10 protein-coding genes are annotated in these 23705 nt (G+C 57.1%); 9 read left to right on the top strand and 1 reads right to left on the bottom strand.

What is annotated here, in order from left to right; genetic code table 11:
- Window positions 1-7: 7 nt before the first annotated feature.
- The gene (locus HNQ64_RS02200; protein WP_184204770.1) at window positions 8-11152 is read right to left on the bottom strand and encodes a tetratricopeptide repeat protein; all 11145 of its coding nucleotides are present in this window, start codon (window positions 11150-11152) and stop codon (window positions 8-10) included.
- Between the two features lie 140 nt (window positions 11153-11292).
- On the opposite strand from HNQ64_RS02200, the gene HNQ64_RS02195 reads away from it, so the two are divergent.
- The 9 genes from HNQ64_RS02195 (at window position 11293) to HNQ64_RS02155 (ending at window position 23596) form a co-directional block, all read left to right on the top strand.
- The gene (locus tag HNQ64_RS02195) at window positions 11293-11733 is read left to right on the top strand and encodes a hypothetical protein (RefSeq protein ID WP_184204767.1); all 441 of its coding nucleotides are present in this window, start codon (window positions 11293-11295) and stop codon (window positions 11731-11733) included.
- Window positions 11734-11830: 97 nt separating this feature from the next.
- Entirely contained in the window at window positions 11831-13036 is a 1206-nt protein-coding gene (locus tag HNQ64_RS02190) for a TolC family protein (protein WP_184204764.1), read from the top strand.
- 37 nt (window positions 13037-13073) lie between these two features.
- Window positions 13074-13424 carry a DUF3147 family protein gene (locus HNQ64_RS02185; protein ID WP_184204762.1) on the top strand — a complete coding sequence of 117 codons (351 nt, stop codon included), beginning with the start codon at window positions 13074-13076 and terminating at the stop codon, window positions 13422-13424.
- Between the two features lie 13 nt (window positions 13425-13437).
- Complete coding sequence (locus HNQ64_RS02180) at window positions 13438-14562, top strand: efflux RND transporter periplasmic adaptor subunit (RefSeq protein WP_184204760.1); 1125 nt, start codon at window positions 13438-13440, stop codon at window positions 14560-14562.
- A 4-nt stretch (window positions 14563-14566) separates the two neighbouring features.
- Entirely contained in the window at window positions 14567-17689 is a 3123-nt protein-coding gene (locus tag HNQ64_RS02175) for an efflux RND transporter permease subunit (RefSeq protein WP_184204759.1), read from the top strand.
- Window positions 17690-17722: 33 nt separating this feature from the next.
- On the top strand, window positions 17723-18157 hold the full coding sequence (locus HNQ64_RS02170) for a hypothetical protein (RefSeq protein ID WP_184204757.1): 435 nt from the start codon (window positions 17723-17725) through the stop codon (window positions 18155-18157).
- 275 nt (window positions 18158-18432) lie between these two features.
- Window positions 18433-20205: a sulfite reductase subunit alpha gene (locus tag HNQ64_RS02165; protein WP_184204755.1), complete on the top strand. Its 1773-nt coding sequence runs from the start codon at window positions 18433-18435 to the stop codon at window positions 20203-20205.
- Between the two features lie 36 nt (window positions 20206-20241).
- Complete coding sequence (locus tag HNQ64_RS02160) at window positions 20242-21966, top strand: NADPH-dependent assimilatory sulfite reductase hemoprotein subunit (protein WP_184204753.1); 1725 nt, start codon at window positions 20242-20244, stop codon at window positions 21964-21966.
- Window positions 21967-22177: 211 nt separating this feature from the next.
- Window positions 22178-23596 (top strand): protein kinase, encoded by a 1419-nt coding sequence (locus HNQ64_RS02155; protein ID WP_184204751.1) that lies wholly within the window; start codon window positions 22178-22180, stop codon window positions 23594-23596.
- Window positions 23597-23705 lie beyond the last annotated feature (109 nt).

Below are 23705 nucleotides of genomic sequence, written 5' to 3'. Positions count from 1 at the left end.
GAAGACGCTACTGCAGCGCATTGAGCATGCGCTGGAGATTCTGCATCTCTTCAGGCATGAGAGGTGCGGGTTTGTCCGTGTCTATTTCAGTCAGGGTAGTCGCGGCGGCAGCCTTCTTCCCAAGGCGGATCTGGAAGGCAGCCTTGCGCATCAAAATGAGGTTCTTATCCATGGGCTTGAGGTCTTTATCCGCCAGCATGAGATCGAAGAGCGGCTCCGCTTTTGCGGCTGCCCCTGCTGTCCATGAGCTTTCAATAAGCTGATACGTCCTCATCCATTTCGGATTACCAGACTCATGAAGGGCCTGCGCTTGTGCCATCATTTCGGCATGGGTGAGCAGTTGATACTTGTTCTGGATCTTCTCCAGAAGCGGGTAGTTCTGAGTTCGACGGAGAGAGGGGAATAGGCTGACCATGAGCTTCACCCGCTGCTCATCTTTGAGACGTGCGGGGCTGCCTTTCTCTCCCACATAAGAGTCCGCAAGGATTAAAATCCGGTCATTCTTGGACAGCATGTCCTCATACTGCTTGATCTGCTGGGGGGACAAAGTCTTCTTCCAGGCTTCTAGCCCACCTTCCGTCTGTGTGGCCAGAAAGTAGGCAAAGCTGATGGCGGTCTCCATTTGATAGCTTTGTTGCGCCCGACCGAGAAGGAGGTACTTTTCAAAAAAAGGCAGCCACAGTTTCGCATTCCTACCTTCGCCTCGTTCCCACAGGGCTGTGATGGCATCGGCAGGGTAGTTAATCAAGTCGGTGAGGGTGCTGCGGCTGGTGTAAGAGTCCGCAGATTCACCCTGCGTCAGCGTGGTGATAGCTTCGATCCACGGCTTCAAGTTGCCTTGAAGGGCTTGTCTCACAAAATGAGTGGAAAGAATATATTCCTGCATCGCGCGAATGCCGGAGTCCTCCAGGGTGATCAGGTCTTGGACGGATATTTTGTTAGACGCCTCGGTGCAGCAGTCACCCAAATGATCCAGGGCAGCGAGCGGTGCGTAGTTGGCCACCATGCTTACGGCATGCATCTGGATGTCGTCATGCGTAAAGCGAGTCTTCAGGATTTTGGGTGCCAGCTTGCCGATGCGTTTGGCCAGCGTTTCCGGTTCTTTAAAGGCGCGTAATAGAGCGGGGTGTGGATCGCTGGCTTGCAGCACGATGAGTTCCCCCAGCAGGGCGAGTTGCGGGTCCTTGCAGGCCGCAAGGAAAGCGGGAAGCTGCTTACGCATGTCTGGGTGCCAGGTGTAGATGCCGGACTGCCAGGCGTGCATGGAAGCGTGGTGTTCTTTCAGCAAGGCCGCAGCCTTTTCAGGGTAGCCTGCATCCACTAGGACGGCGATGATGGAGCGGTTTTGGAGCATGTAGGATGCTTGCTTGCTCAGCATGACATCAATCCAGGCATCGTTCTTCATCTTGCCAGCGAGATGCAGCATGGCAAAGCGGGCTTCAAAGCTCACGCCAAACATCACAGGCCGGCCAGAGGGATCTCTTTTGGCATTTTGCTTTTTTACCCAGCCATCCCATAGCATCTGTGCGGTTTCCCTCCATTCTGCCGTCACAGGCAAGCGGCCAAAACAACGCATCACCGCAGCCAGAGTATTGCTCTTCACCGCGTGTCCTTGTAGATTTTCAGTGGCCAGGAGACGCGTGAGGGGCATCACCACCTCCCCAGGTATTGCCCAGGGATAAGTCACACAGAGATGGTGACCCAGGGCTAAACGCACCTGCGGGTTCAGCTTCTCATTCATGATGACTTTACGGTAGTGGCTCCATAACGGTTCATGGGCGGTATGGCCACGGATGGCGCAGGTACCCTGAGGACTGATCCCTTCCGGATAAGCCTCCAAGTAAAGTTTGGCGGCGATTTCCAGTTCACGGGCCAAAGCCTTGCAGGGATGAGCGGCGGGCAGTTTTTCTGACCACTGGAGGAAGGCCTGTCGGTCAGCCTGGCTCGCGTAAGTCAACAAGCCGTGAAACGCAAGCGCCATCAGGGGAATAGGTTCGTCTTTGAGCCAACTGTGCAATTCCTCCATCAGTTTCTCCAAAGCCAAAGCCGGGTCAGCCCTGCCTCCGTAGGCCTGCCAGCGCTGGTGCAGATAAAACGCCCAGTTATAGTCCACCGCCCAACCACTGTGGGCGAGTTGACCCGACTTATCCGCATTGAAAGCCTGGATGCCAAAAGCCAACATCTCATAGTCAGCAGGGGTGATGCAGTTTAACAAAAAGGATGATCGTAGCGTCCTGCCCGTGTTATCGGATGGCGCGGGTATCATGTTTCTAGACATGGGCGAGGCCTCCAGTAACTCCGATACTTTATTGAAGACCTGCAACGCTTGAGCTTGGTTCTTCTCTGCGACCAGTTTGCGGATCAAGGTCTTGGTGTTGCTGTAGAGAAGCTGTTCAGGCATTTTCAGACTTCCCAAGTCCTTTGCCGCCAGCAACGAATCTAGAAGTGAATTTTCCTTCTTTTGCCTAGCTTCTAAAACGCTTTGCAGTGCCTCGCGCACCTCGGGGGGAAATTCTTGAGACGTGCGGAGAGATGTCCAGGAGACTTCCAGGGCGGTCATCAAAAGAGTTTTGGATTCCGCAGGAAGAAGTGCGAAATCCTTCGCACGACGCTTGGCGAAATCATTGAGTGCTTGGTTGCGATCCGACTCCGTTAAAGCCAAGAGGAGGTCCATGCCAAAGGTGCGGGACTTTTGCTGCGCTAAATAGTCCTGAAGATCTGCGTTGATATCCTCTAGCTTCAGTCGGGCGATGCAAAAATGCAGCAGGCTTGAATAGGCAGTGCCGCCCAACCCAGGAAGAGGGTTAAAGTCGGCGGCTTCATGGAAGAAACCGGAGCGTGCGAAGGCATCGAGAATGAAAGCGCTATCCGTCTCGCGCCCCTGAAAGTAGTTGCCACAGTAGGCGACACCCAACCACTCTGAATGCTGATCAATACCCTGTTTTTGCGCCTCTTGAGCCATCCAGGGCCACAGGCCAGGATCCAGTTTGAGATTTTGCAGGAAGCTGCCCAATTTCGTTCTTACAGGGTTGTTTTTATTCGCATCATTTGATTCTGTCTTTGAGAGCAGACTAACAAGATGTTGGACTACATTCTTTACGCCGTTGGGATTGTGCTGCGCGATCAAAGCCAGATCCTGAGCTAGCAGATTATTCTGGCTTCGATTTTGGATGCCCTCGTTATCTGAAAGAGTCAGCAAGGTCATGCGCGTGTCTTCCGCTCTTTCCCGCTGTTTTTGGAGCAGTACGTGAAGAATGGGGGAGTCACCCGCATAGACGATGAGGGGGCTGAGCTCTGACTCTAACAGCAGGTCAAAATCGGCCCGGGAAACTGCTGGCATTTGGGTGATTTCATCGCTGTGGCTTTTAACAAAAGCCGCCAGTTCCTTTCGTGGCTGTTCATTCAGAAGGCAGCGCAGGAGCTTGATTCCAAAGGTTTCAGGTCTTTCTCCTAACGATTCTAAGATCAGTGCAGGGAAGTTTTTTTTGCCTTTAATGATCGTAGCCAAATAGGCGAGAAAAGAGCTCTTGGAGTTTCCTATCAGAGAATAGGTGCGGAAGGTCTGTGCTTCATTCAGAAAAGGGGAGTTGTTAAAGAAAGCCAGTAGTTTGGCAGACTGGTCCATTTGTCCTTCTACATGGAGTGATCCTAGAGTGTTATTCAGCCAATCCATTTCATTCAGCAGACCTTCACTTTCCGCGCGTTCCATTGCCATTTGAAACAGTTCTGGAATGACAGCGCATTGATTCAACCAATTACTCAGTGGGGTATGTGAAGGGGAATTACCAGTCTGTGTGCGAGATTCTGCGGCAATGAGAAGGGTCAGCTTTTCATAGACCTGCCGAGCTTCTTTGGGGGAGACACGGATGTAGCGGCGCAGCTTCGGAGCCAGCTCCTGATTGTTCCCCAGGTATTGACCTGAAGATGCCAGACTGGGGGCATCCAGGAAGCTTTCCAGCACCTTTTTATCTTCCGCCGCGCGTGCTTGAAAAAGCGGCAGCAGGGTGGCTTGCAATTCTTCCGACATCAGGTGCAATTCCGCATACTTGGAGTTGGTCGAAGTGAGTGAATTGAGCAAACCCACCGCCTCAGCAGTTGGCAAGAGACGCAGATCTGCCTGATTCGCGCGGATAAAGTTTTCCAACGCTGTGGGGGAGCTCTCCAGGGCAGCGCGGGCCAGTTTTTCGCCAAACGTCGGCGAGGGACGCTCTTGCAGAGTGGTGGTTAAAAGCGTGAGAATTTTAGTGTTATTCCGGCTACGCAATTGAGTGAGCAGGCGGATCATCGCCAGGCCCTCGGAACCCCCTGGTATCACGAGTCCACGAAAGTTTTCGGCCTTTTCAACAAAGGGCGTGCCAGTGAAAAGAGCGAGGATGTGCGCGGGTTGGTTGAGGATATCATAGCCCTCCAAGGCATACAGATACTGTCGGGTCCATTCGCCATTGAATTTTTCGGCCTCAGCGATGGCCAAGACTTCCCTCATGAGCTGTGGAACACGGCCCATTCTGGCCAGCAGTTGAGAGACAGGGCCATCTTGATTTGCATTTGCCTGGATTTGAGCCGGAGTTTGTTTGAGAAGAACAAGGCAATGCTTGAGCAGCCTGCGTGCTTTTTCGACATTTACGAAGGCGACGTCTTGGAGGATCTTGGAAAGAAGCTCGTCGTTGTTGTAGTCATCCATTCGGGTCTGTTCCCAGGTGCTGGCGGCCAAAATCAGGTCGGCTTTTTCCAGGGCCCACTCACGCTCTGCGGCATTCAGTGGCTCCAAGAGGGCCCGGGTCTCATCATCGAAGAAACGGGTAAAATTAGATCCTTGCTGAGCGATGAAAGCGGATAGCTCGAGCTTGGCGATGGCAGGGAGATCTGGCAGTTCCTTACCGCGGCGCATGAGAAATGCTTTGAAAACCTGGCCTTGGTTTTGAGAGTTCGACGAGGTCAGGGACGTCAATAGATCTGTGCCGAAAGTTTGCGGCTGTCGTGTTTTAAGCGCCTCCAGCAGTTGATCTCGAGCTTTCTTGATTCTCGGGTCTGAATCATCCATCCGATTGATCAGGGTCTGGAGAGCGGTGTATTGATTGCCCTTTTGGTTAAACCAAAGGCGGAAGTCGCGGGCGGAGCCGGTGAAATGGAGCGCGTCCAGGGTCACTAAGAGCTCAGCCGTGGGGCCAAAGATCTGTTCTTCATCAAAGAGATTTCCACACACTTGGGAAAACAGGCCGGGTTCATCCATAAGGCCGTCTTCCTGCGCTGCACGGATGCCGATGCTCTGAGGCCCGCGCCGAATGACCTCACTCAACAGTGAGAAATAGTTCTGCCAGCGAGTGGAGGTGGAGCTAGGATTGTAGGGTGAGAAATGGCGGCGATTGGTGAGTTGTTGTTGGACAAATTGATTCAGGTCCTGCCGCCTTTTTTCACGATCTTTGCCTAACCAAAGATCGCGTATTTGGATTATGAACCGACTAGCTTCGTCAGCTTTGCCTGTCTGCGCGATCATGCGGATGTAGGTGGTGAGTTCCTGAGTCTGGATGCCGTAATTAGGGTTCTTTAGACGTTCCAGGTAGATCTCATGAATGGGAGTGCTGAAACCGCGCTGCCCCCAGATGCGGGTGATCTCTTGGCTGGTGCCGGAGTAACCGCGGTCGGCGTGACTGCGCTGCCAGTCTCGAGCGACTGCGAGGAACTCGGCCTCTGGGCAGGTGAGGAGCTGAGCGTAAGCGCGCATCTGCTTTTCCGTAGTGGAACCGAGGGCTCTTTTGACCAAGGAGAAAAAGTCGCTTTCGATCTTCTCTTTTTCGCCTCGCGCGACCATTCCCCGAAGCAAAATGTCTTCAGGCTGCGGCATGGCGATTTGGTTGCCATTTTCACCGAAGCGCGTGGGAGAACGGCCAAACCAATAACCGATGTTCGGGGTATAACGGCGGGCTAAAATTTGACGGTTGAGGATGTCCCGAGCGAGGGTTTCGAGCATTTCCGTGGGCTGCCCTTCCTTTAGCGCAAGGCCCGCATAAGGACCAAAACCACACTGAGCTAACATGGGTATTTTCATCAGCGCCAGGCAGAGCTCGCCATGGGCAGCACTTAGCTGGTCTTTGGCCTTCTGCGCCGCTTCGCTCAGATTCTGAGCGGCGCGACTGACTTCATGAAGGCCGCGAAAGGAGACGTTTCCATACTCGCCTTGTTGGGCATAATTAGGCATCTGGGCAAAGACGCCCAGGAGGGAGGGTTCCAGACGTCGTTTAGGGTCCAGGTTTTTTTCGATATAGGCGGCCATCAATCGGATGACGGCCAAGCGGTGTTCGATGACGCGGCCACTTTGGGAGCGTGGATTCATTTCCAGCGAGAGCCGTTGGAGCGCGAGATTAAGATCTTGGCGAGGGATGGCGCTCAGATGGAGCAGGGCTTTGTCCATGTCTTTTCGGCTCAGGAGAATGGCCAGTCGGGTTTGGACTTCGCTGTTGCGGGCCTTCAGAGCCAGGGTGGCTTCATATGCGGCGACGGCTTCCTTTTCCAGCCCGAAGAGTTCTAAGAAAGCGGCTTCACGTTGCAGTTGCTGCCAGCCTTTGGCGGGATTCGCCTTGAGCTTTTCCATGAGAGGACCGGTAGCTTGCTGCGCATCCAGCATCTTGCGTAGGGACTGCAATTCATTGTCGGCATTGCTCCAGTCTGCACTCAGCCAGATCTCGCCAATCCGCCGCACCCGCTGTTGAAACTCAGTCCAAGTGGCGTCGGAATTTTTATTGGTTAGGAACTTCTCAAGTTTGGTCAGAGAGCTGGGTTGACCGCGACTGTGAGAACGTGAAAACGGATTGCCGCTGGAGTTGTTGCGGGCCGTTTGCGCACGTGGCGCGGTGGCCTTTTGGATGAGTTCTGCTTGCTCCGCGAACCCGAGGGTAGCCGCCACATCCATCAAAGAAATGTTCTGTTGGCTGGCAGACATCGCCTGGCGGGTGCGCTCCAGGCTCTCTAAAATGAAGGGCTTGTCCTCGGCGGTTAACGGCTGGCCAGCATTCACCTGCTGGAGTGCTGTGAAAAGGACAGCGTTGTCCACCGGAGATTGCAGAGCTGGGTCCAGCCCGAGTGTGCGCAGTTCTCGCAGAAAGGTTATCTGGAGGGCTTGGTCCTGAAGAATCTGCGCCATGCTGGCCGCAAAGAGCCAATGATCTGGAGTCAGTCCCGGCTGCTTCAGCCACTGCGTCAGCTTTTCTTTGGCCGAGGTAGCGGGGCCAGAGATACAGCTCATCAAGATCTGCAATTCTGGGGTTTTCAGATGCGAGGCGATCTTGGTCAGGGCCACTTGGGTCTCGTCATCCACGGGACCATTTCTCATCCAGCCGTTGTAAGAGAATTGGTTATTCTGCATCAATTGTTGAACGAGCTCAATCATGCTTGGGGCAAGACCTAGGTTGGTCCACAGAGCAGGCAAAGGCTGCGGCTCATAGTAGCCGGTGGGATACCTTTGATTCCGGGGGGTGGAAGAGAGTCGGCTAAGCTGTTGGGCATTTTCTTTCTCCAGCAGGTCGGCCACATCTTCCACATTCCCCAATGCTTTGAAGACCATGATGAGTGCATAAGCACCCCAGGGTTGTTGATTGGTATCTGGCCCTTGATAGAGAGTTTTGGACCAAGTCTTAGCCAGTGTAAGCACCTGCTGAGAGAGCTCCGGCGAGAGGGGCGGGCCTCCATTGGAGGCGATGATACGGCGCTGCACGGCTGTAAGCAGGGCATTGAATGTGTTGCCATTGCCTTCCGGGATATTTTGTGACTGGCTGAGCACCTGGGAAGCGAGGGCATCGGCTTCCGGTTCATTGAGGGCCAGTGCGCCCACGCCGGCTTGGAAGGCGAGCATGGGGTAGCTGTCTTTAAACAGGGCCACACAGCGTTTTAGTTCAGGAAGAAAGTCCCCAGGAAATTGGTTCAGATGCAGGAGCCAAAGCGCATGCAGAGCCTGGTGCTCAGGGTGGGCCTCCAGCAGGTCTGGCGGGATGCTTAGCTGGCCTTCATACATGGGCACTTCTAGCAGCAGGGCGGGTTCGCGGATGCCTGCGACTTCCAGGTGTTTGACCAGCCCACTGCGCTCCTCTTCCTTCATGCCCTGGCCGATCTGGATGAGGTGATACAGAGCCATGGCGGAGAGGTTGGTCACATTTTCAGGCTGCTGCACCCAGCCTGAGGGGAGGCCCGGGGTGGTGGGTCGGTTCACCTGCATGAAACCGTAGCCCCAGCTGCCGCGTTGTTTCTGCCGGTGCTGATAAGCAGTGTGGGAAACATGGGGGAGCTGCATCCACTCTGCGGTGCCTTCGGGTAAATTAGGCAGTTGGGCACTGTAGCTTTGAGGTTGCTGAGTGGCAGAGGGAGGGGCGGCTAGCACCTCGGGCAGTTCCTCATGCAGACTGAGCAGATGCACAAAGGCGCCGATGGCCTCGCCCTGGCGGCCTTCTTCTTCTAGAGCCACTGCATGGAGGTAGTGTAGCCGGTAGTCTTTGGGAAAGCGAGGCAGCAGTGGCGTGAGGAGCTCGATCGCACGCTCCCACTGCCCATGCTCGCAAAGGGTGTCTGCCATGGTTTCAATGGCACGCGCATCTGCCGTAGCCACGCCTGCCAGTTCAAACATGAGGCGATAGCCCGCTTCCTCATCGCCGTTGCTGATCATGAGGGAGGCGATCTTTTGCCGGGTAGTGGGCGTGCTATCCAGGCTAGCCGCCGCATTCAGAGTTTTTAGAGCTTCGGCATACAGGCCGTTTTCCTCCTCGATGCGGGCGATCTCCGACAGCAGAGCGAGGTCCCTCGGGCGGAGGCGCGAGGCCTCATACAGACAGCGTCGGCGTTCTTCATCATTGTTCGTGGCTGCATGAAGGGTGGCTAGGGCTAACCAGGGCAGGGGGCTGGCACGATTTTGGCGCTGCCGCTGCTGGAAGTCTTCGATCAAACGCGGCAGCGTGCCCGCGTATTGAGTCATCTGCGCCAGCGGCGTCAAAAAGCGCAGACGCGCCACCGGATCTTCCGTCTCCTCATAGAGGGCCATGTAGGCGATGCGTGCTTCCTCCATCTTGCCGGCAGAGGCCAGTGCGCTGGCGAGGGTACTGAGTATCTCTTTGTCTTCGCTGAATTTACGGGATGCAGCACGCAGCACATCCAGAGCAGCCGTTTGTTTGCCCTGCTCCATGAGAATGCTGGACTCTTCCAGCCAGGGCTGCACGGCCCCGGGAGAGATTTTTTTCCATTCCGCCAGGGCTGTGAGAGCTTCGTCAAAAGCGCCGGTGCGCCGATGCAGACGCGCCAGTTGCTGCGCACGGTCACTGGTCATGCCGCCGGGAAGTTGCATCACCTGCGCCAGCACCTCAGCGGCCCGTTTCCACTCCTGGCGTTGCTCCAGCAGGCGCACATGCTGCGTGCCTAACATGAGTTGCTGAGCGGGGGTGGCCTGGGGTGCCTGGAGGGCCGTCTCAGCGGCTGCGGATTGCCCGGCTTCCTCCAGCAGCTCGGCCAAAAGGCAGCGATCAGGGATGGTCAAACTCGGTTGCTTTTGCAGCTCTGCGATGATGGTGGGTGCCGCCTCTGCATCTCGGATGGCCTGATGGGCCAGCTTGACGGCTTCTTGCAGTCCCGAAGCTTCACCCGTGAGGGCCAGGCGTGCCCGCGCCCAGAGGACAGCTTTGGCAGACTCTTTGTTAGTCAGAGCTAGCTGAGTCAGCAGACCGAGGTAGCGTGGCTGCGTGGCGTGATCTTTTTCCCGTGTGACCAGTAGGGCCTGTGCTTCTTTGGCCTGGCCATGGGCGAGCAGGGCCTGGCCTGCGCGAAGGATGTCCTCCAGATCGCCTTTTTGAACCAGGCCCTTCCAGATCAGTAGCGCGGCGGCATCATCGCCACTGCGGTGCAGGTAGTGGGCCAGACCCTCCTGGGCGGAGACGCTCTGCGGATGCGCGGAGACGAGCTTTTCATAAGCGCTTTTTGCCGCCTCTTTGAGCCCCCAGTTCTCAAAAAGGCGTGCGACGCGCAGGTGATCATTCTCAGGGGCCAAGCCATTGACCGCGCTTTTTTCTAAATAACTCGCCAGGGTGGCCTGAGCGGCGGGGAGGTCCTTCTGCCGTTCTTGCAGGCTGGCTAGGCGGATGAGCAGCTCTTTATCTTCGGGATGTTGTTTGGCTAAAATCTGAGCCTGAGTGGCTGCCTCGGGAATACGATCCAAATCCTCAAGCAGGGCGATGTAGGCTTCCTGCAAATCTCGGCGTCCAGGGTTACGGGCCAGCCATTCGAGGAAGAGCGTGGCCGCCGCATCGGCCTCACCCAGTTCCCCTAACACACGGGCATAGGCGATGCCTAGATTCACACGCTGGGCCTGAGTGGTGGATAACGTCTCTAGCCGTTTTTTAAGTCCTTCCAGGTCATCTTCCCGGCGAAAAACTTCGTCCAGGCGGGAGAGCACGTCCGCCTCCACCCAGGAGTCCTGGCCGCTTTGGCTGAGGGCTGCTTCCAGCACACTGAGGGCTTCATCGCGCTTTTCAGCCCGCAGTAGCAAATCTCCCAGGCGCAACTGACGCGCCAATTTTTCGGAAGGGTCACGAGTTTTCTCCACCAGTTTTTTGGCCTCCGTCGCGGCTTCTATATAAAGACCTTCCTCCGCCATCAGTTCCACGATGTCTTCCGTTAAGTCCAAATCTTCGGGATGCTGTTTGGCCAGGTCTAACCAAGTTTGCAATGCCTCGGGAGTGCGGTTCAGTCTAAGGAGGGCGCGACCTTGCTGACGGGCGATGTCAATTCGCAGTTGCTCACCGGGGTTGGCCTCCGCCGCTGCCTTCAGGCTTTGTAATGCTCCTTCAAAGTCGGATACGCGTGCCTGCATCCGGGCTTTTTCCAGCCAGGCATCCGGGTCCTTTGGAGAAAGCTTCAGAGCGGCCTCCAGAGCTTTCAGCGCCTCGGTATCTTGACCCCGCCGGGCATGCAGGAGGGCTAAAAGCCGGTGGTCTGCCGCTTTGGCTTCAGGCTGCTTGCTCCGCTGTTGCAGGAAACTTAGCAGAGAATCCGCCGGGGCCGACTCTAGCCAAGTATCATGAAAGCGATCAAATAAAGTGCCCGCCTGGGGGCGTCTCAGCAGCATCTCATGATAGCGGCGTGCCTCCGGGGGTAACTCCTGGGCAGAGGCAAAAGGAGTCAAAAGCAGGAAAAGGAAAACGCAGCGCCTATACATGATTCTGTTTTAGGTGAAATGAGGGGGCTAAGGCAAGTTTTTCATCCTGCCTAAGGGTGTGATGAACATTTGACAACAGGCCCTGTCATAGACGTAGTTATTCTGTCATGCGCTCAAAAGCTCGTTACCAAATCCTCACCTTCCTCGCGCTTCTCGCGCTGGGCTGGGCGCAGGTTTTCGGGCTGATGCGCGGCTACATCTGTGACTGTGGAGGGGAGGTGGAGATCACCGCCTTTGATCATTGCCACGGTCCCCATGGTGTGGCCTGCCATCATGACGATGAAGATCCTTCTCATCACCACGATGAAAGTCGTGAGGACACTCACGAACATGCGCCGCTGAAAGAGCCGGGGGATGCCAAGCAGTTAGTCACCCAAAGTTCGACAGCCCCTCTACCCGTCCTCGCGGTGGTCGCGATTTTGGAATCCTTGACGCTGCTGCAAGTCGGAGACGACACGGCTAGCCGCGCGCTGATCCCACCCCGGGAGCAAAGCATTGGCCGACGATGGCCGGAGGTGCTGACACGCTCCATCGCACTGAGAATTTGAGGTCCAGACCTGAGGCCGTCATCCACGATGATGACCCGCTCTCTGCTGTCTTTGCCAGGCTGGTCTTTGACCCGCCTACCACCTCGAATTCTTTTATATGTCACGTTCCCTTTTATTCCTTTTCTGCCTAGCGGCCAGTTCATCGGCCTCGGCCCTTTCTCTTTCTGAAATCGCCCCGCGTGTGCGGGATCATCACCCCCAACTGAAGGCTGCACGCCTGGCTGTGGAGCAGGCGCGGGGGCGCCAGCTCGGCGCAGGACGACTGGCGAATCCCACTCTGGGGGTGCAGTTTCAAAACGAGAGTCGTGTCTCCCCCCGTTCCACCGAGTTTTCAGTGGATCAGGCCTTTCCACTCACTCGCCGTCTAACCCTGGAAAAACAGCACAGCGCCCAGCTCGTCGCGGCTGCGGAACTGGAGGTGAAGGATGTGGAAAGACGCCTCATCGCTGAGGCGCGTAGCCTTGCCGTGAAGCTGCTGGCTTTAGAAAAACAGCGGGCACTGCGCCAGCAGCAGACGCAACTGGCTGACAAACTCTCCCGGTTTGCCAAAGACCGGGCAGCGGCGGGGGAACTTTCGCCCCTGGATGCGGCCCAGGCGCAGGTGGATGCGCAGCGACTGCAACTGGAGGCGCGTCGCCTGGAGATCGAGTCGGTGAGTCTTCAGGGAAGCTTAAAACCCATGTTAGGCATCCGTCCAACAGAGGCGCTGAAGCTCACAGGGGATCTCCCCGCTCTGGTCATGCCGGGTCGTGTGCCCTGGCAGCAGCGTGCAGACTATCAGTTGGCCCAGGCCAAAACCGAGGCGGCCCAGACGGAGGCGGCGCTGGCGCATGCCCGCCGTTATCAAGATGTCAGTGCCGGATTCTTTGCCGCCCGTGAGCAGCAGGATGTGAGCTCGCGCAACACGGAACGCACGGGTTTTGTAGGCTTTCGCTTTTCCATTCCTCTGCCCTTGTGGAATCGCAATCAGGGAGAGATCGCAGAGAAGAAGGCCAGCATCGAACGGGCGCGGCTAGAGACGGAAGCGCTCGCTACCGAAATCACCAGTGAAGCAGAAACGGCCCGCCAGGAAATGGAGGCCAATGCCGCTCTGGTGAGCGAGACGCGCGACAAGCTTTTACCCCTGGTGAAGCAGCAAACGGATAAGCTGGAAAAGGCCTATGAAACGGGTCAAACAGATCTCCTCACCGTGCTGCGTGCGCGGGAGCAGCGGTTGCAACTCGAAACCGCCGTCCTGGATGCCAGCCGGGACTTTCACCTCGCGCGCATCCGTTACGATGCAGCCGTCGGGGCGGTGCGTTAATCGCCTGCATTGAAGCCTAACCATTGATAGAATCATCATGACTTACTATCTCATCAAACTTTTCCTCAGTGCCGGTGTCATCGTGATGGTGACGGAGATCGCAAAGCGGAACAACTCCGCTGCCAGCATCATTCACTCCCTGCCTCTGACGTCTCTGCTAGCCTTCATTTGGATCTACCTGGAGACCAAAGATTCAGCCCTCATCGGGCGACATGCCTTTGGCACTTTTTGGTTCGTGTTGCCCACCTTGCCCATGTTTTTGCTGATGCCTTGGCTCATCAAAAAGCTTGGTGGTTTTTGGCCTGCTTTTGGGACGGGGATCATGCTCACCATCCTCCTCTACTTCCTAACCATGCGCCTGCTGAAGGCTGCGGGTGTGAATCTTTAAACATCATTTTTTCATGAATTTTAAACACTACTTTTGGTTATTTTTATTGCCGTTGATGGGAGCGGTGGCTGCCGATCCCGAGCGTCTCGGCAACACGGTCATTCTCGAAGAATCCGCCGTGGCGAATTTGCAACTTCAGTACGCCGAGGCGGAAGAAACCACATTCGAGGAGACCATCTTTGCCTTGGGGCACATTGAGGTCCTGCCGGGTAAAAAAGCCATCGTTAGCAGTCGCATTCCGGGCCGTGCTTTCTCGGTGCTCGCCATTCCCCATCAGGCGGTGGATGAAGGAGACGAAGTCGCCTGGGTGGAAAGCCGCCAGCCTGGTGATCCGCCACCTACGGTGATGCTCACCTCCCCCATTACGGGTACGGTTTCTAAGGTGGAAATCGCGGTGGGGCAGCCCATCTCGCCGGATCAGGCCTTGATGGAGATTGTGAATCTGGAAACGGTGGAAGCTTCGGCCCAAGTACCCCAGCATCTGGCGGGGCGGTTACAAGTCGGCCAGTCTGCTCACATCCGTCTCAGTGCGCTGCCTGACAAGGTCTTTGAGGCCAAGCTGGCTCACATCGGCACCGAGGCGGATGAAACCACGGGCACGGTGGAAGCCGCGTTTCATGTTCCGAATCCAGAAGGCCTTTTGCGGCCGGGGCTGAAGGCTGAATTCAGCATCGTCGTCAGCACTCGTGACGGGGTGCTTTCCATTCCACGTGCAGCCGTACAGGGAGATGCGGCACAGCGGTTTGTGTACATCAAGGACTACGACCTAAAGAACGCTTTTGTGAAAACGAAGGTCGTATTAGGCGCGCAAAACGACCAGGTTGTGGAGATCCTCGGCGGGCTTTTCCCCGGGGATGAAGTGGTGATCCGTGGGGCCTACGCCCTTGCCTTTGCTGGCAAAGGCAGTGTCTCACTCAAAGTGGCCATGGATGCTGCCCATGGGCACCCGCACAATGAGGACGGCACGGAGATGTCGAAGGAACAGATCGCCGCAGCCCAGGGGGGGCATGGGGATCACGACCATGATGAAGGTTCTGGCTGGAACATGCTGACCACCTTTTTCGCAGCCAGTACGGGATTTTTGTTCGTGCTGCTGGTGGTGACCTTGCTGGTGACTCGGAAACGTGTGGCGGCCTAACATTATGTTAAACCAACTCATCCGTTTTTCCCTGCATCATCGGCCCATCATCTTGATGGTGGCCCTGCTGGTGCTGCTGTTTGGTTTTCAAACGCTCACGCAGCTCCCTGTGGAGGTGCTGCCAGACATGACCAAACCCACGGTGACTATCCTCACGGAATCCCCCGGCCTCGCGCCTGAGGAAGTGGAAGTGCTGGTCACTCAGCCCATCGAAAGCGCCGTGCAAGGTGTCGGTGGTCTGGATCGCCTGCGGTCAAATTCCGATGTGGGGCTCTCGCTGGTCTTTGCGGAGTTTGGCTGGGGGACGGATATTTATCGGGCTCGCCAGCTTGTGCAGGAACGGTTGCAGACGGTGCTGAATACCCTGCCTGCCAGAGCTAAACCAGGCATGACTCCCGTCTCATCTCTCATGGGAGAAATCTTGCTGGTGGGGCTGCGAAGCACGGATGGTAAGGTGCTGCCGGCGGACCTGCGAATCCTGGCCGACTGGACCATCCGCCGGCGTTTGCAGAGTATCAGCGGTGTGGCAGAGGTGCTGACCATCGGGGGAGGAGTGCAGCAAATCCAGGTACAGCCGAACCCGAATCGGTTATCGGCGTTTGGCGTCACTTTTGAAGAAGTGGAAACGGCCGTTGGCCAGGCCGCAGGCAATGCCACCAGTGGTTACCTCCAGGCCGGGCCTCGCGAGATCATGGTGCGCAATTTGGGCATGACCACACGGCTGGAAGACATCGCCCACACAGTCATCAAAACGGTGGAAGACCGCCCCGTTCTCATCAGCGATGTGGCGGAGGTGAAACACGCCGTGCAGACCATGCGTGGAGATGCCAGTGTGAATGGTACCATGGGCGTGGTGCTCAGCATTGATAAGGCCCCGGGCTTTGACACGCTGAAGCTCTCCGCACAGATCGAAGCCGCTCTGGAAGAGCTGAAGCCGAGCCTGCCTGCGGGAGTCACCGCCGAGATCATGTTCCGCCAAGGTGACTTCATCGAACACGCCATCGGCAATCTCAAGGAAGCCATCCAGGACGGGGCCATCATGGTCACCCTCATCCTGTTTTTGTTCCTGCTGAATTTGCGCACCACAGCCATCACGCTCATGGCCATGCCGCTGTCCTTTGCCGTCACTATCCTCATCTTTAAAGCCTCCGGCATCAGTGTGAATTCGATGACTCTCGGTGGCCTCGCTGTGGCCATCGGCATGGTGGTGGATGATGCCATTGTGGATGTGGAGAACGTTTATCGTCGGCTTCAGGAAAATGCCTCGCTGGCAGCGCCGAAGCCGGTTCTGAATGTCATCGCCACCGCTTCGGGAGAGGTGCGGAATTCCATCCTCTACGCCACCGTGCTGATCATCTTGGTGTTTCTTCCTTTGTTAGGCCTGGAGGGCATTGAGGGTCGTCTTTTCACGCCCATCGCCATCGCCACCATCACCAGCATGGCCGCATCTTTTGTGGTCAGCCTCACAGTCATTCCTGTGCTGTGCTCCTTGTTGCTGAAAATCAAAAAGAAGCCCGAGGCCCGGCATCATGATGGTTTTTTAGTGCGCGGCATGAAGTGGGCCGTGCAGCACAGCTTTCTGCGTGTGGCGCTGGGTGCGCCCATGTTAGTCATCGCTGTCGCAGGCATGCTGCTCATTGCTTCATTGATGCTTTATCCCATCATGGGGAAGGAATTTCTGCCGTCTTTCAATGAAGGCAGCGCCACCATTTCCCTGGCCAGCGCACCGGGCACCTCGCTCGCCCAGTCCAATGAGATCGGCGAGGTGGGCGTGCGGCTTTTGCAAAGCATCCCTGAGGTGAAAAGCGTGGGCCGCCGCGCAGGCCGTGCGGAAAAAGATGACCACGTCATGCCCGTGAGCGTGAATGAATTCGATGTCGAGTTTCATGAAGGTGGCCGCGCACGTGAGATCGTCTTTGCCGAGATCCGCACCAAGCTAAAGACCATCCCAGGAACCTTCCTGAATGTGGGCCAGCCCATCGGCCATCGGCTTTCCCACATGCTTAGCGGTGTGTCGGCCAAGATCGTGGTGAAGATCTTCGGCCCGGATCTGGAAGTGCTGCGCGAAAAGGGAGAGCAAGTGCGCGATCTCGCGAAAACGATCCCTGGCCTCACGGATGTCAATCTCGAAGCCCAGGTCCCGATTCCCCAAATTAAAATTGAAGTAAATCGGCAGCGCGCCGTCGCATATGGAGTGCAGCCCGGTACCCTCAATGAACAAGTCTCCACCCTGCTGGGGGGCAAGACGCTGGCAGAGCTGCGGGAAGGGCAGCGCACGGTGGATCTGGTCCTGCGCCTGCCGGAAAGCTGGCGGGATTCCGCCGAAAAACTCGGGGAGCTTCTTATCGAAACGGAAAAGGGCCCTCGCATCCCCCTGCGCCTCATCGCCGATATCCGGGAAGGAAAGGGGCCCAACGTTATCAACCGCGAAAATACCCAGCGCCGCATCGTCATCGGGGCGAATACCGGCGTGCGTGACCTGGAGTCCATCGTGGACCAGTGGGAAGCGGCGGTGCGGGCAAAGGTGAAGCTGTCTGAAGGATACTTCCTGCGCTTTGAGGGCGAGTTTCAGGCGCAGCAGGCTGCGGCAAAGCGAATCGGCTTTTACTTTGTCCTCGTTCTCGGGGTCGTCACGCTGCTGCTGTTCAGTTACTTTCATAGCCTGTCGTTGGCTTTGCAGGTCATGTTAAACATCCCCCTGGCCCTCATGGGCGGGCTAGCTCTCACTTGGCTTCTGGTGGATAACATCAGCATCGCCACCATCGTTGGGTTCATCGCCGTGGGCGGCGTGGCGGCACGCAATGGCATCATGATGATCAGCCACTACCTGCACCTCATGTCGCATGAGGGGGAAAGTTTTACCCGCCAGATGATCGTGCGCGGAACGCTTGAGCGTCTGGTGCCTGTATTGATGACGGCGCTCAGTGCAGGCATTGCCCTCATCCCGCTGTTGCTCGCGGCGAATGAACCGGGCAAGGAGATTCTGCATCCGGTGGCCGTTGTGATTGTTGGCGGTCTCGTCAGCAGCACCTTTCTGGATCTCATGATCACCCCCGCCGTCTTTTACCTCTTTGGCCGCAAGGCCGCCGAATCTGCTGTAGGTAGCCATGCTCCCGCAGCGCAGTGAACCTCAGAACCAACCGAAAAAATAGAACCATCCATGAAAAGATCATTTATCACCTCCCTCATCCTCGCCGCCACCACCAGCCTGCTGCTCGCCCACGGCGGTGTCGAACTTGGGCCTAACAAAGGCCGCATCGTCGAATTCAGCAAAAATGAAACCATGCACGGCGAAGTCACCGTGAAAGGGGACAAGTTCCACATCGCCCTCCTGGACAAGGACATGAAGCCCGTGGCCGTGGAAGCGCAAAGTCTCGTGGCCCTCACCGGGGACCGTGACAAACCTACCAAGTTGACGGTCGAAAAAGACGCCAAAGGCTTCATCCTGCCCGTCATCAAATCCGGCGACATGCTGATCCTTCAGTACAAAAATTCGCCCGATGCTAAAGCGATCGTCGCACGTCTGGAATATGACACCTCCACCTGCGAAAAGTGCAGCAAGATGGAATGGCTGTGCGAGTGCAAGTCTGAGTAAAGCCGGCCCTCAGAGGCAGGTCTAACCAAGCAACGGCGAAAAAGACAGGTGTCTGTATCCTGTGCTTTTTCGCCGTTCTGCATCTTTCGGTCCTGGGGATGGTGTGGCTAGGTTTGGCCATGCTGAATTCCGCCTTTTTATCGCCAAATTGCATTCTGGAGGGCCGCGAAATCACACGTTTACTCGACGAGACGCTGATTTTGGCTAGTTTGCATGCCCGCTAGGCCCCGGCTTGGCGTATTTTTTGTCCCACCCTTCTGCGAAACACTCAAGAAATGCTTCCCGAGCACTCCCCTTTTTCCCCTGACCTGCGTCGGGCCCTGGACGGCCTGATGGCGAGTTTCACCCCTGCCCAGCGCTTTTGGCTGGCCGGGTATCTTTCCGCAGGGGACTCCGGCGCTGCCGCTGCCGTGCCAGCACCCGCTGCTGCGGCGACGAAGTTGACCATCCTGTATGGCTCGGAATCGGGAAATTCGGAAAAACTGGCAGATCTGTCCGCGAAGGACGCGAAAAAGCGCGGCTTTTCCCCCACGGTCAAAAACATGGCGGATATCCAGCCTGCCGACCTGGCCAAGGTGGAAAACCTCCTGGTCATCATCAGCACCTGGGGCGATGGCGAGCCACCTGAGACGGCCACCGCTTTTTACAAGGCCTTCATGAGTGAGACCCTCAGCCTGCCAAAGCTGCGCTTCTCCGTCTGCGCCCTCGGCGACACCTCCTATGAGAAATTTTGCCAGATGGGCAAGGACTTCGATGCCCGGCTGGAAAGCTTCGGTGCCCAGCGCATCCACCCGCGTGTGGACTGCGACCTCCAGTATGAAAAACCGCATCGTGCTTGGTTAGACGGCGCTTTGGCGGCCTTTGGTCCTGCCGTGGCGGCAGCACCAGCGGCTACCGTCAGCTTCGCTGCTCCGGCAGCCGCTGAGCATGACAAGAGCAACCCCTTCGGCGCTGAACTGAAAGAGCGTGTGCTGCTGAATGGCAAAGGCACGGCCAAGGAAACCTGGCACTATGAGCTTTCCCTGGAAGGGTCTGGCCTCACCTATGAGCCGGGCGATTCCCTGGGCATCATCCCGGTGAATGCCCCCGACATGGTCGAAGGCATCCTGAAGGCAGCTAAGCTGGTCGGCACCGAGAAGGCCAGCGTGCCTGACATTGGCAACAAAACGCTGGCAGATGCCCTGCGTGAAGACCTGGACATCACCGCGCTTTCCCGCCCGGTACTGACCAAGCTGCTGGAACTCACCAAGTCCAAGAAACTGGCCACCCTCCTGGGTGAAGGCGCCAAGGATAAGCTGAAGGATTACCTGCATGGTCGCTGGATCGTGGATGCCATCGAGGACTTTGCCTCCAAGGGCCTGTCCCCTGAGGCGCTGGTTTCCCTCCTGCGTCCGCTGCCTCCGCGCCTGTATTCCATCGCCTCCAGCCCGCTGGCGCATCCAGATGAGGTGCATCTCACCATCGCCTCTGTGCGCTATGAATCCTTTGGCAAACAGCGCAAAGGTGTGGCCTCCACGTATCTGGCAGATTTGGTGAAGCGCGGAGACGTCGTCCCGGTTTACACCAACCAGAATAAAAACTTCCGCCTGCCTGCCTCAGGGGATACCCCCATCATCATGGTCGGCCCGGGCACCGGCGTGGCCCCCTTCCGCGCCTTTGTGGAGCACCGCGCCGCGCTGGAGCAGCAGGGTAAATCCTGGTTGTTCTTTGGCGATCAACGCTACACCTACGACTTCCTTTACCAGACCGAGTGGCAAGACCATCTGGCCAGCAAGGCCCTGACCAAACTGGACGTCGCCTTCTCCCGCGACCAACCCGAAAAAATCTACGTGCAGCAGCGCATGCTGGAGCGTGCGAAGGAGCTCTACGCCTGGTTGGAAGAAGGTGCCCATTTCTATGTGTGTGGAGATGCCACCCGCATGGCCCACGACGTGAACGAAGCCCTCCTCACCGTGGTCGAAAAACAAGGCGGGAAATCCCGCGAAGCCGCTGAGGCCTACATCGAAGACCTCAAGAAAGCGAAGCGCTATCAGCGCGATGTCTATTAATCCCCTGGAGCTCACACCCCACCCCCTCCAAATACCATGAGCGAAAAGCAACTCTCTGCCAATGAAGGCATCAAGACTCGGTCAAACTACTTGCGCGGCACCATCGCCGAAGGTCTGGCCGATCTGTCCACGGGCTCCCTTTGCGAAGACGATCAGCAGTTGATCAAATTCCACGGCAGCTACCAGCAGGACGACCGTGACCTGCGCCCAGACCGCCGCAAGCATCGCTTGGAGAAAGCCTTCTCCTTCATGCTGCGCATCCGCGTCCCCGGTGGTGTTTCCACCTCCGAACAATGGCTGCAAACGGACCGCCTGGCAGATACCTATGCCAATGGCACCATCAAGCTGACCACCCGCCAAGCCTTCCAACTCCACGGCATCATCAAGTCCAACTTGAAGCGCACGATCAAGGAGATCAATGACGCTGCCATGGACACCATCGCCGCTTGCGGCGACGTGAATCGCAACGTGATGTGCAATCCGAACCCCTACCTGTCCAGTGTGCACGCCGACGTGCTCCAGGCAGCGAAGGACATCTCCGCCCATCTCACTCCCGCCACTCGTGCTTATCACGAGATCTGGCTGGATGGAGAAAAGGTACAGAGCACCGAGGAAGAAGTGGAGCCGATCTACGGCAAAACCTACCTGCCACGTAAGTTCAAGATCACCATCGCCGTGCCACCGAGCAATGACGTGGACATCTTCGCCAACTGCCTCTCTTTCATCGCCATCGTCGAAGACGGCAAACTCGTCGGCTACAACGTCGCCGTTGGCGGCGGCATGGGCTCTACCCATGGTAACGAAGCCACCTATCCCCGCATCGCGGATGTCATCGGCTTCTGCACAAAGGAGCAGGTCGTGGACGTGGCAGAAAAAGTCGTCCTTGTGCAGCGTGACTTTGGGGACCGCACGGACCGCAAGCACTCCCGCTTCAAGTACACCGTGGATGACCACGGCCCAGAGTGGATCCTGGCCAAGCTGAACGAATACCTCGGCTACAAACTCGGCCCGGTGCGCCCCTACGTCTTTGCGGACAATGGCGACCGTTTCGGCTGGGTGGAAGATGAAACCGGTGACTCCCATTACACTCTCTTTGTCGAAGGGGGGCGTGTGCTGGATACCGAAGGTTACCCCATGCGCACCGGCCTTCGTGAGATCGCCAAGATCCATGACGGGGATTTCCGCCTCACGGCGAACCAGAACCTCATGATCGCCAAGGTCTCTCCGGCCAAGCGTTCCCAGATCGAAGCCCTGCTGGAAAAATACGGCATGGCCAAGAGTCACGAGCAGAGCGCGCTGCGCCTCTCCACCATCGCCTGCGTGGCCCTGCCCACCTGTGCCCTGGCCCTGGCCGAGGCCGAGCGCTTCCTGCCCACCATCGTCACCCAGCTCGAAGAGAAGCTGGAAGAAGTGGGCCTGCGTCATGACTCCATCACCATGCGCATGACGGGTTGCCCGAATGGTTGCGGCCGTCCCTTCATCTCGGAAATCGGCTTCGTTGGTTTCGGTCCAGACCGCTACAATGTCTATCTGGGCGGTGGTCACGCGGGTGAGCGTCTTAGCAAGCTCTTCCGCAAGGACGTGCCTTCCAAAGACATCAAACCCCTCTTGGACCCGATCCTTGAGCACTACGCCAAGGAGCGCCTGGATGGGGAGCACTTCGGTGACTTTGTCATCCGCGCTGGTTATGTAGCCGCCACGGTGCAGGGACCCGACTTCCACAAAAATATCAAACCTGAAGCCGTCGCTCTGAACAGCTAAGTTCATCTCTGGGTTTCATCTCCGAAGGCGGGAACTGCGCAGGCAGTCCCCGCCTTTTTTGTTAGGTAGCTTTGCCTCCTTAGAGGTCGTGGTGAAAAAACGGGCCTCGTTTGTTTTTCCCCGGGGTCTGATTTTCCAGATTGTGCCATGGCATTCCCCGGCAGACGTGACTAAAATAGGGAGTCTAACTTGCTGCTGATCCTCCCCCCTCATGTCTGACCTTCTGGCCCCCCATTTCCCCTCGGTGAACGAGTTAGGCGCGTGGCTGCCTCAGTATGAAGTGCAGCGGCAAACGCACAGGGGGCATGACCATGCCATCTTCTTAGGTCGCCAGTCGGCGCTGGATCGGCCTGTGGTCATTGAGGTGATCCCACCGCCACCCGAGGACCTGGCGCAGGCTTTGCAGCAGCGCTTGCGCCGCCGGGCGCGTCTCGTGCATCCTCTGATCACGGCAGTTTATGATTTTGGTCACACGCCTGCCGGGCAGTTTTATCTGGTCATGGAGCACGTGGAGGGTCGGCCTTTAGCCACGCTGATTGAGGAAGGTCAACTCAAGCCCAAGACCGCTTTCCCTCTAGCCCTGGAGTTGTGTGAAGCTTTGCAGATCCTGCATGATCAACAGATGCCGCACGGCGCGCTGGATATCCATTCGACGTGGGTGACGCCTGAGGGGCATGTGAAGTTGACCTGCATCGGCATGGCGCAGGATGAGGTGGGGGATCTCGCCTGGTTGCGCCCTTTCTACGGCAGCTTAAAGGGGGACCTTCAGGCGCTGGGCACAGCTTTGCACTGGATGTTTGCCCGCTGTGCGCCTGGGGCTGATGGACGGCTGGCGCGTGATCTGCCACCGGCGTTTGCGGCGGTGATCCGGCGGACTTTGGAGTCAGAAACGGCTCGCCCTTTTGCGCAACCTTCCGAGGTGGCAGCCGCGCTGCGAGCGGCCCTGCATGGTGAACAGGAGAAGGGCGAGAGCGCGACCACTCGTTCCCGAATGGTGGTGGCCCCAGGTGCCAAGCCGCCCGCCCCTGCCACTCCGCCTGCGGCTCCACCACCGAAGGTGGTGCCTGGGAATTTGCAACCCGTGGTTAGGCACTACGAACCGTCTTTTTTTCAGCGGTTGGATGCCTTCGTGTGGAAGGCTTTCAGCACGGGGCTGCATGTGATGATTTCTTTGATCAGTGTCGCCAGCCTGATTTTGCTGATCCTGTTTAAGGACAAGATCGTCATCGAACAAGATAACACCCTACCCATGGCGACGGTGGAGGAAATGGAGGCTCCGGAAAAACCGATCCCGGCGGAGGTGCTGGGGGCGCTGCCTCCGATGCAGGATCTGCCCACGCCTAACCAGACCGTGGTCATCAAGCCCATCACACTGCCCCCTGCGAAACCGCCAGTAGATCCGTTGGTAGAGTTGAGGACACAGTACATAGCCGCCGTGCAGGAGGCGGCGAATCAGGCACTGGAAAAAGTACGCCTAGATGACCTGCCGCATCTCCAGCGGGAGTTGCAGCTTTTGCAAAGCGGCGGCGAAATACCGGCGGTGGATGAGCCAAATCTCCCCGCTTCGTTGAAGGCGCTTCGGCAGCGGTATCGAGAAGTGCGCGCGGGGCGGTCACAGGGCACGCCCTGAGACACAGCACGGTAAACTAACGCGCCGCAGCCAAGGCAGGGCGGCAGCAAGTTAAACTCCAGTCTGTGATTTGTTCCAGGAAATGCGTTTGAGCTCTGGCGTGCGCGTT

Source organism: Prosthecobacter dejongeii, assembly GCF_014203045.1.
Lineage (GTDB): Bacteria > Verrucomicrobiota > Verrucomicrobiia > Verrucomicrobiales > Verrucomicrobiaceae > Prosthecobacter > Prosthecobacter dejongeii.
This window is presented reverse-complemented; position numbering and strand designations above follow the sequence as displayed.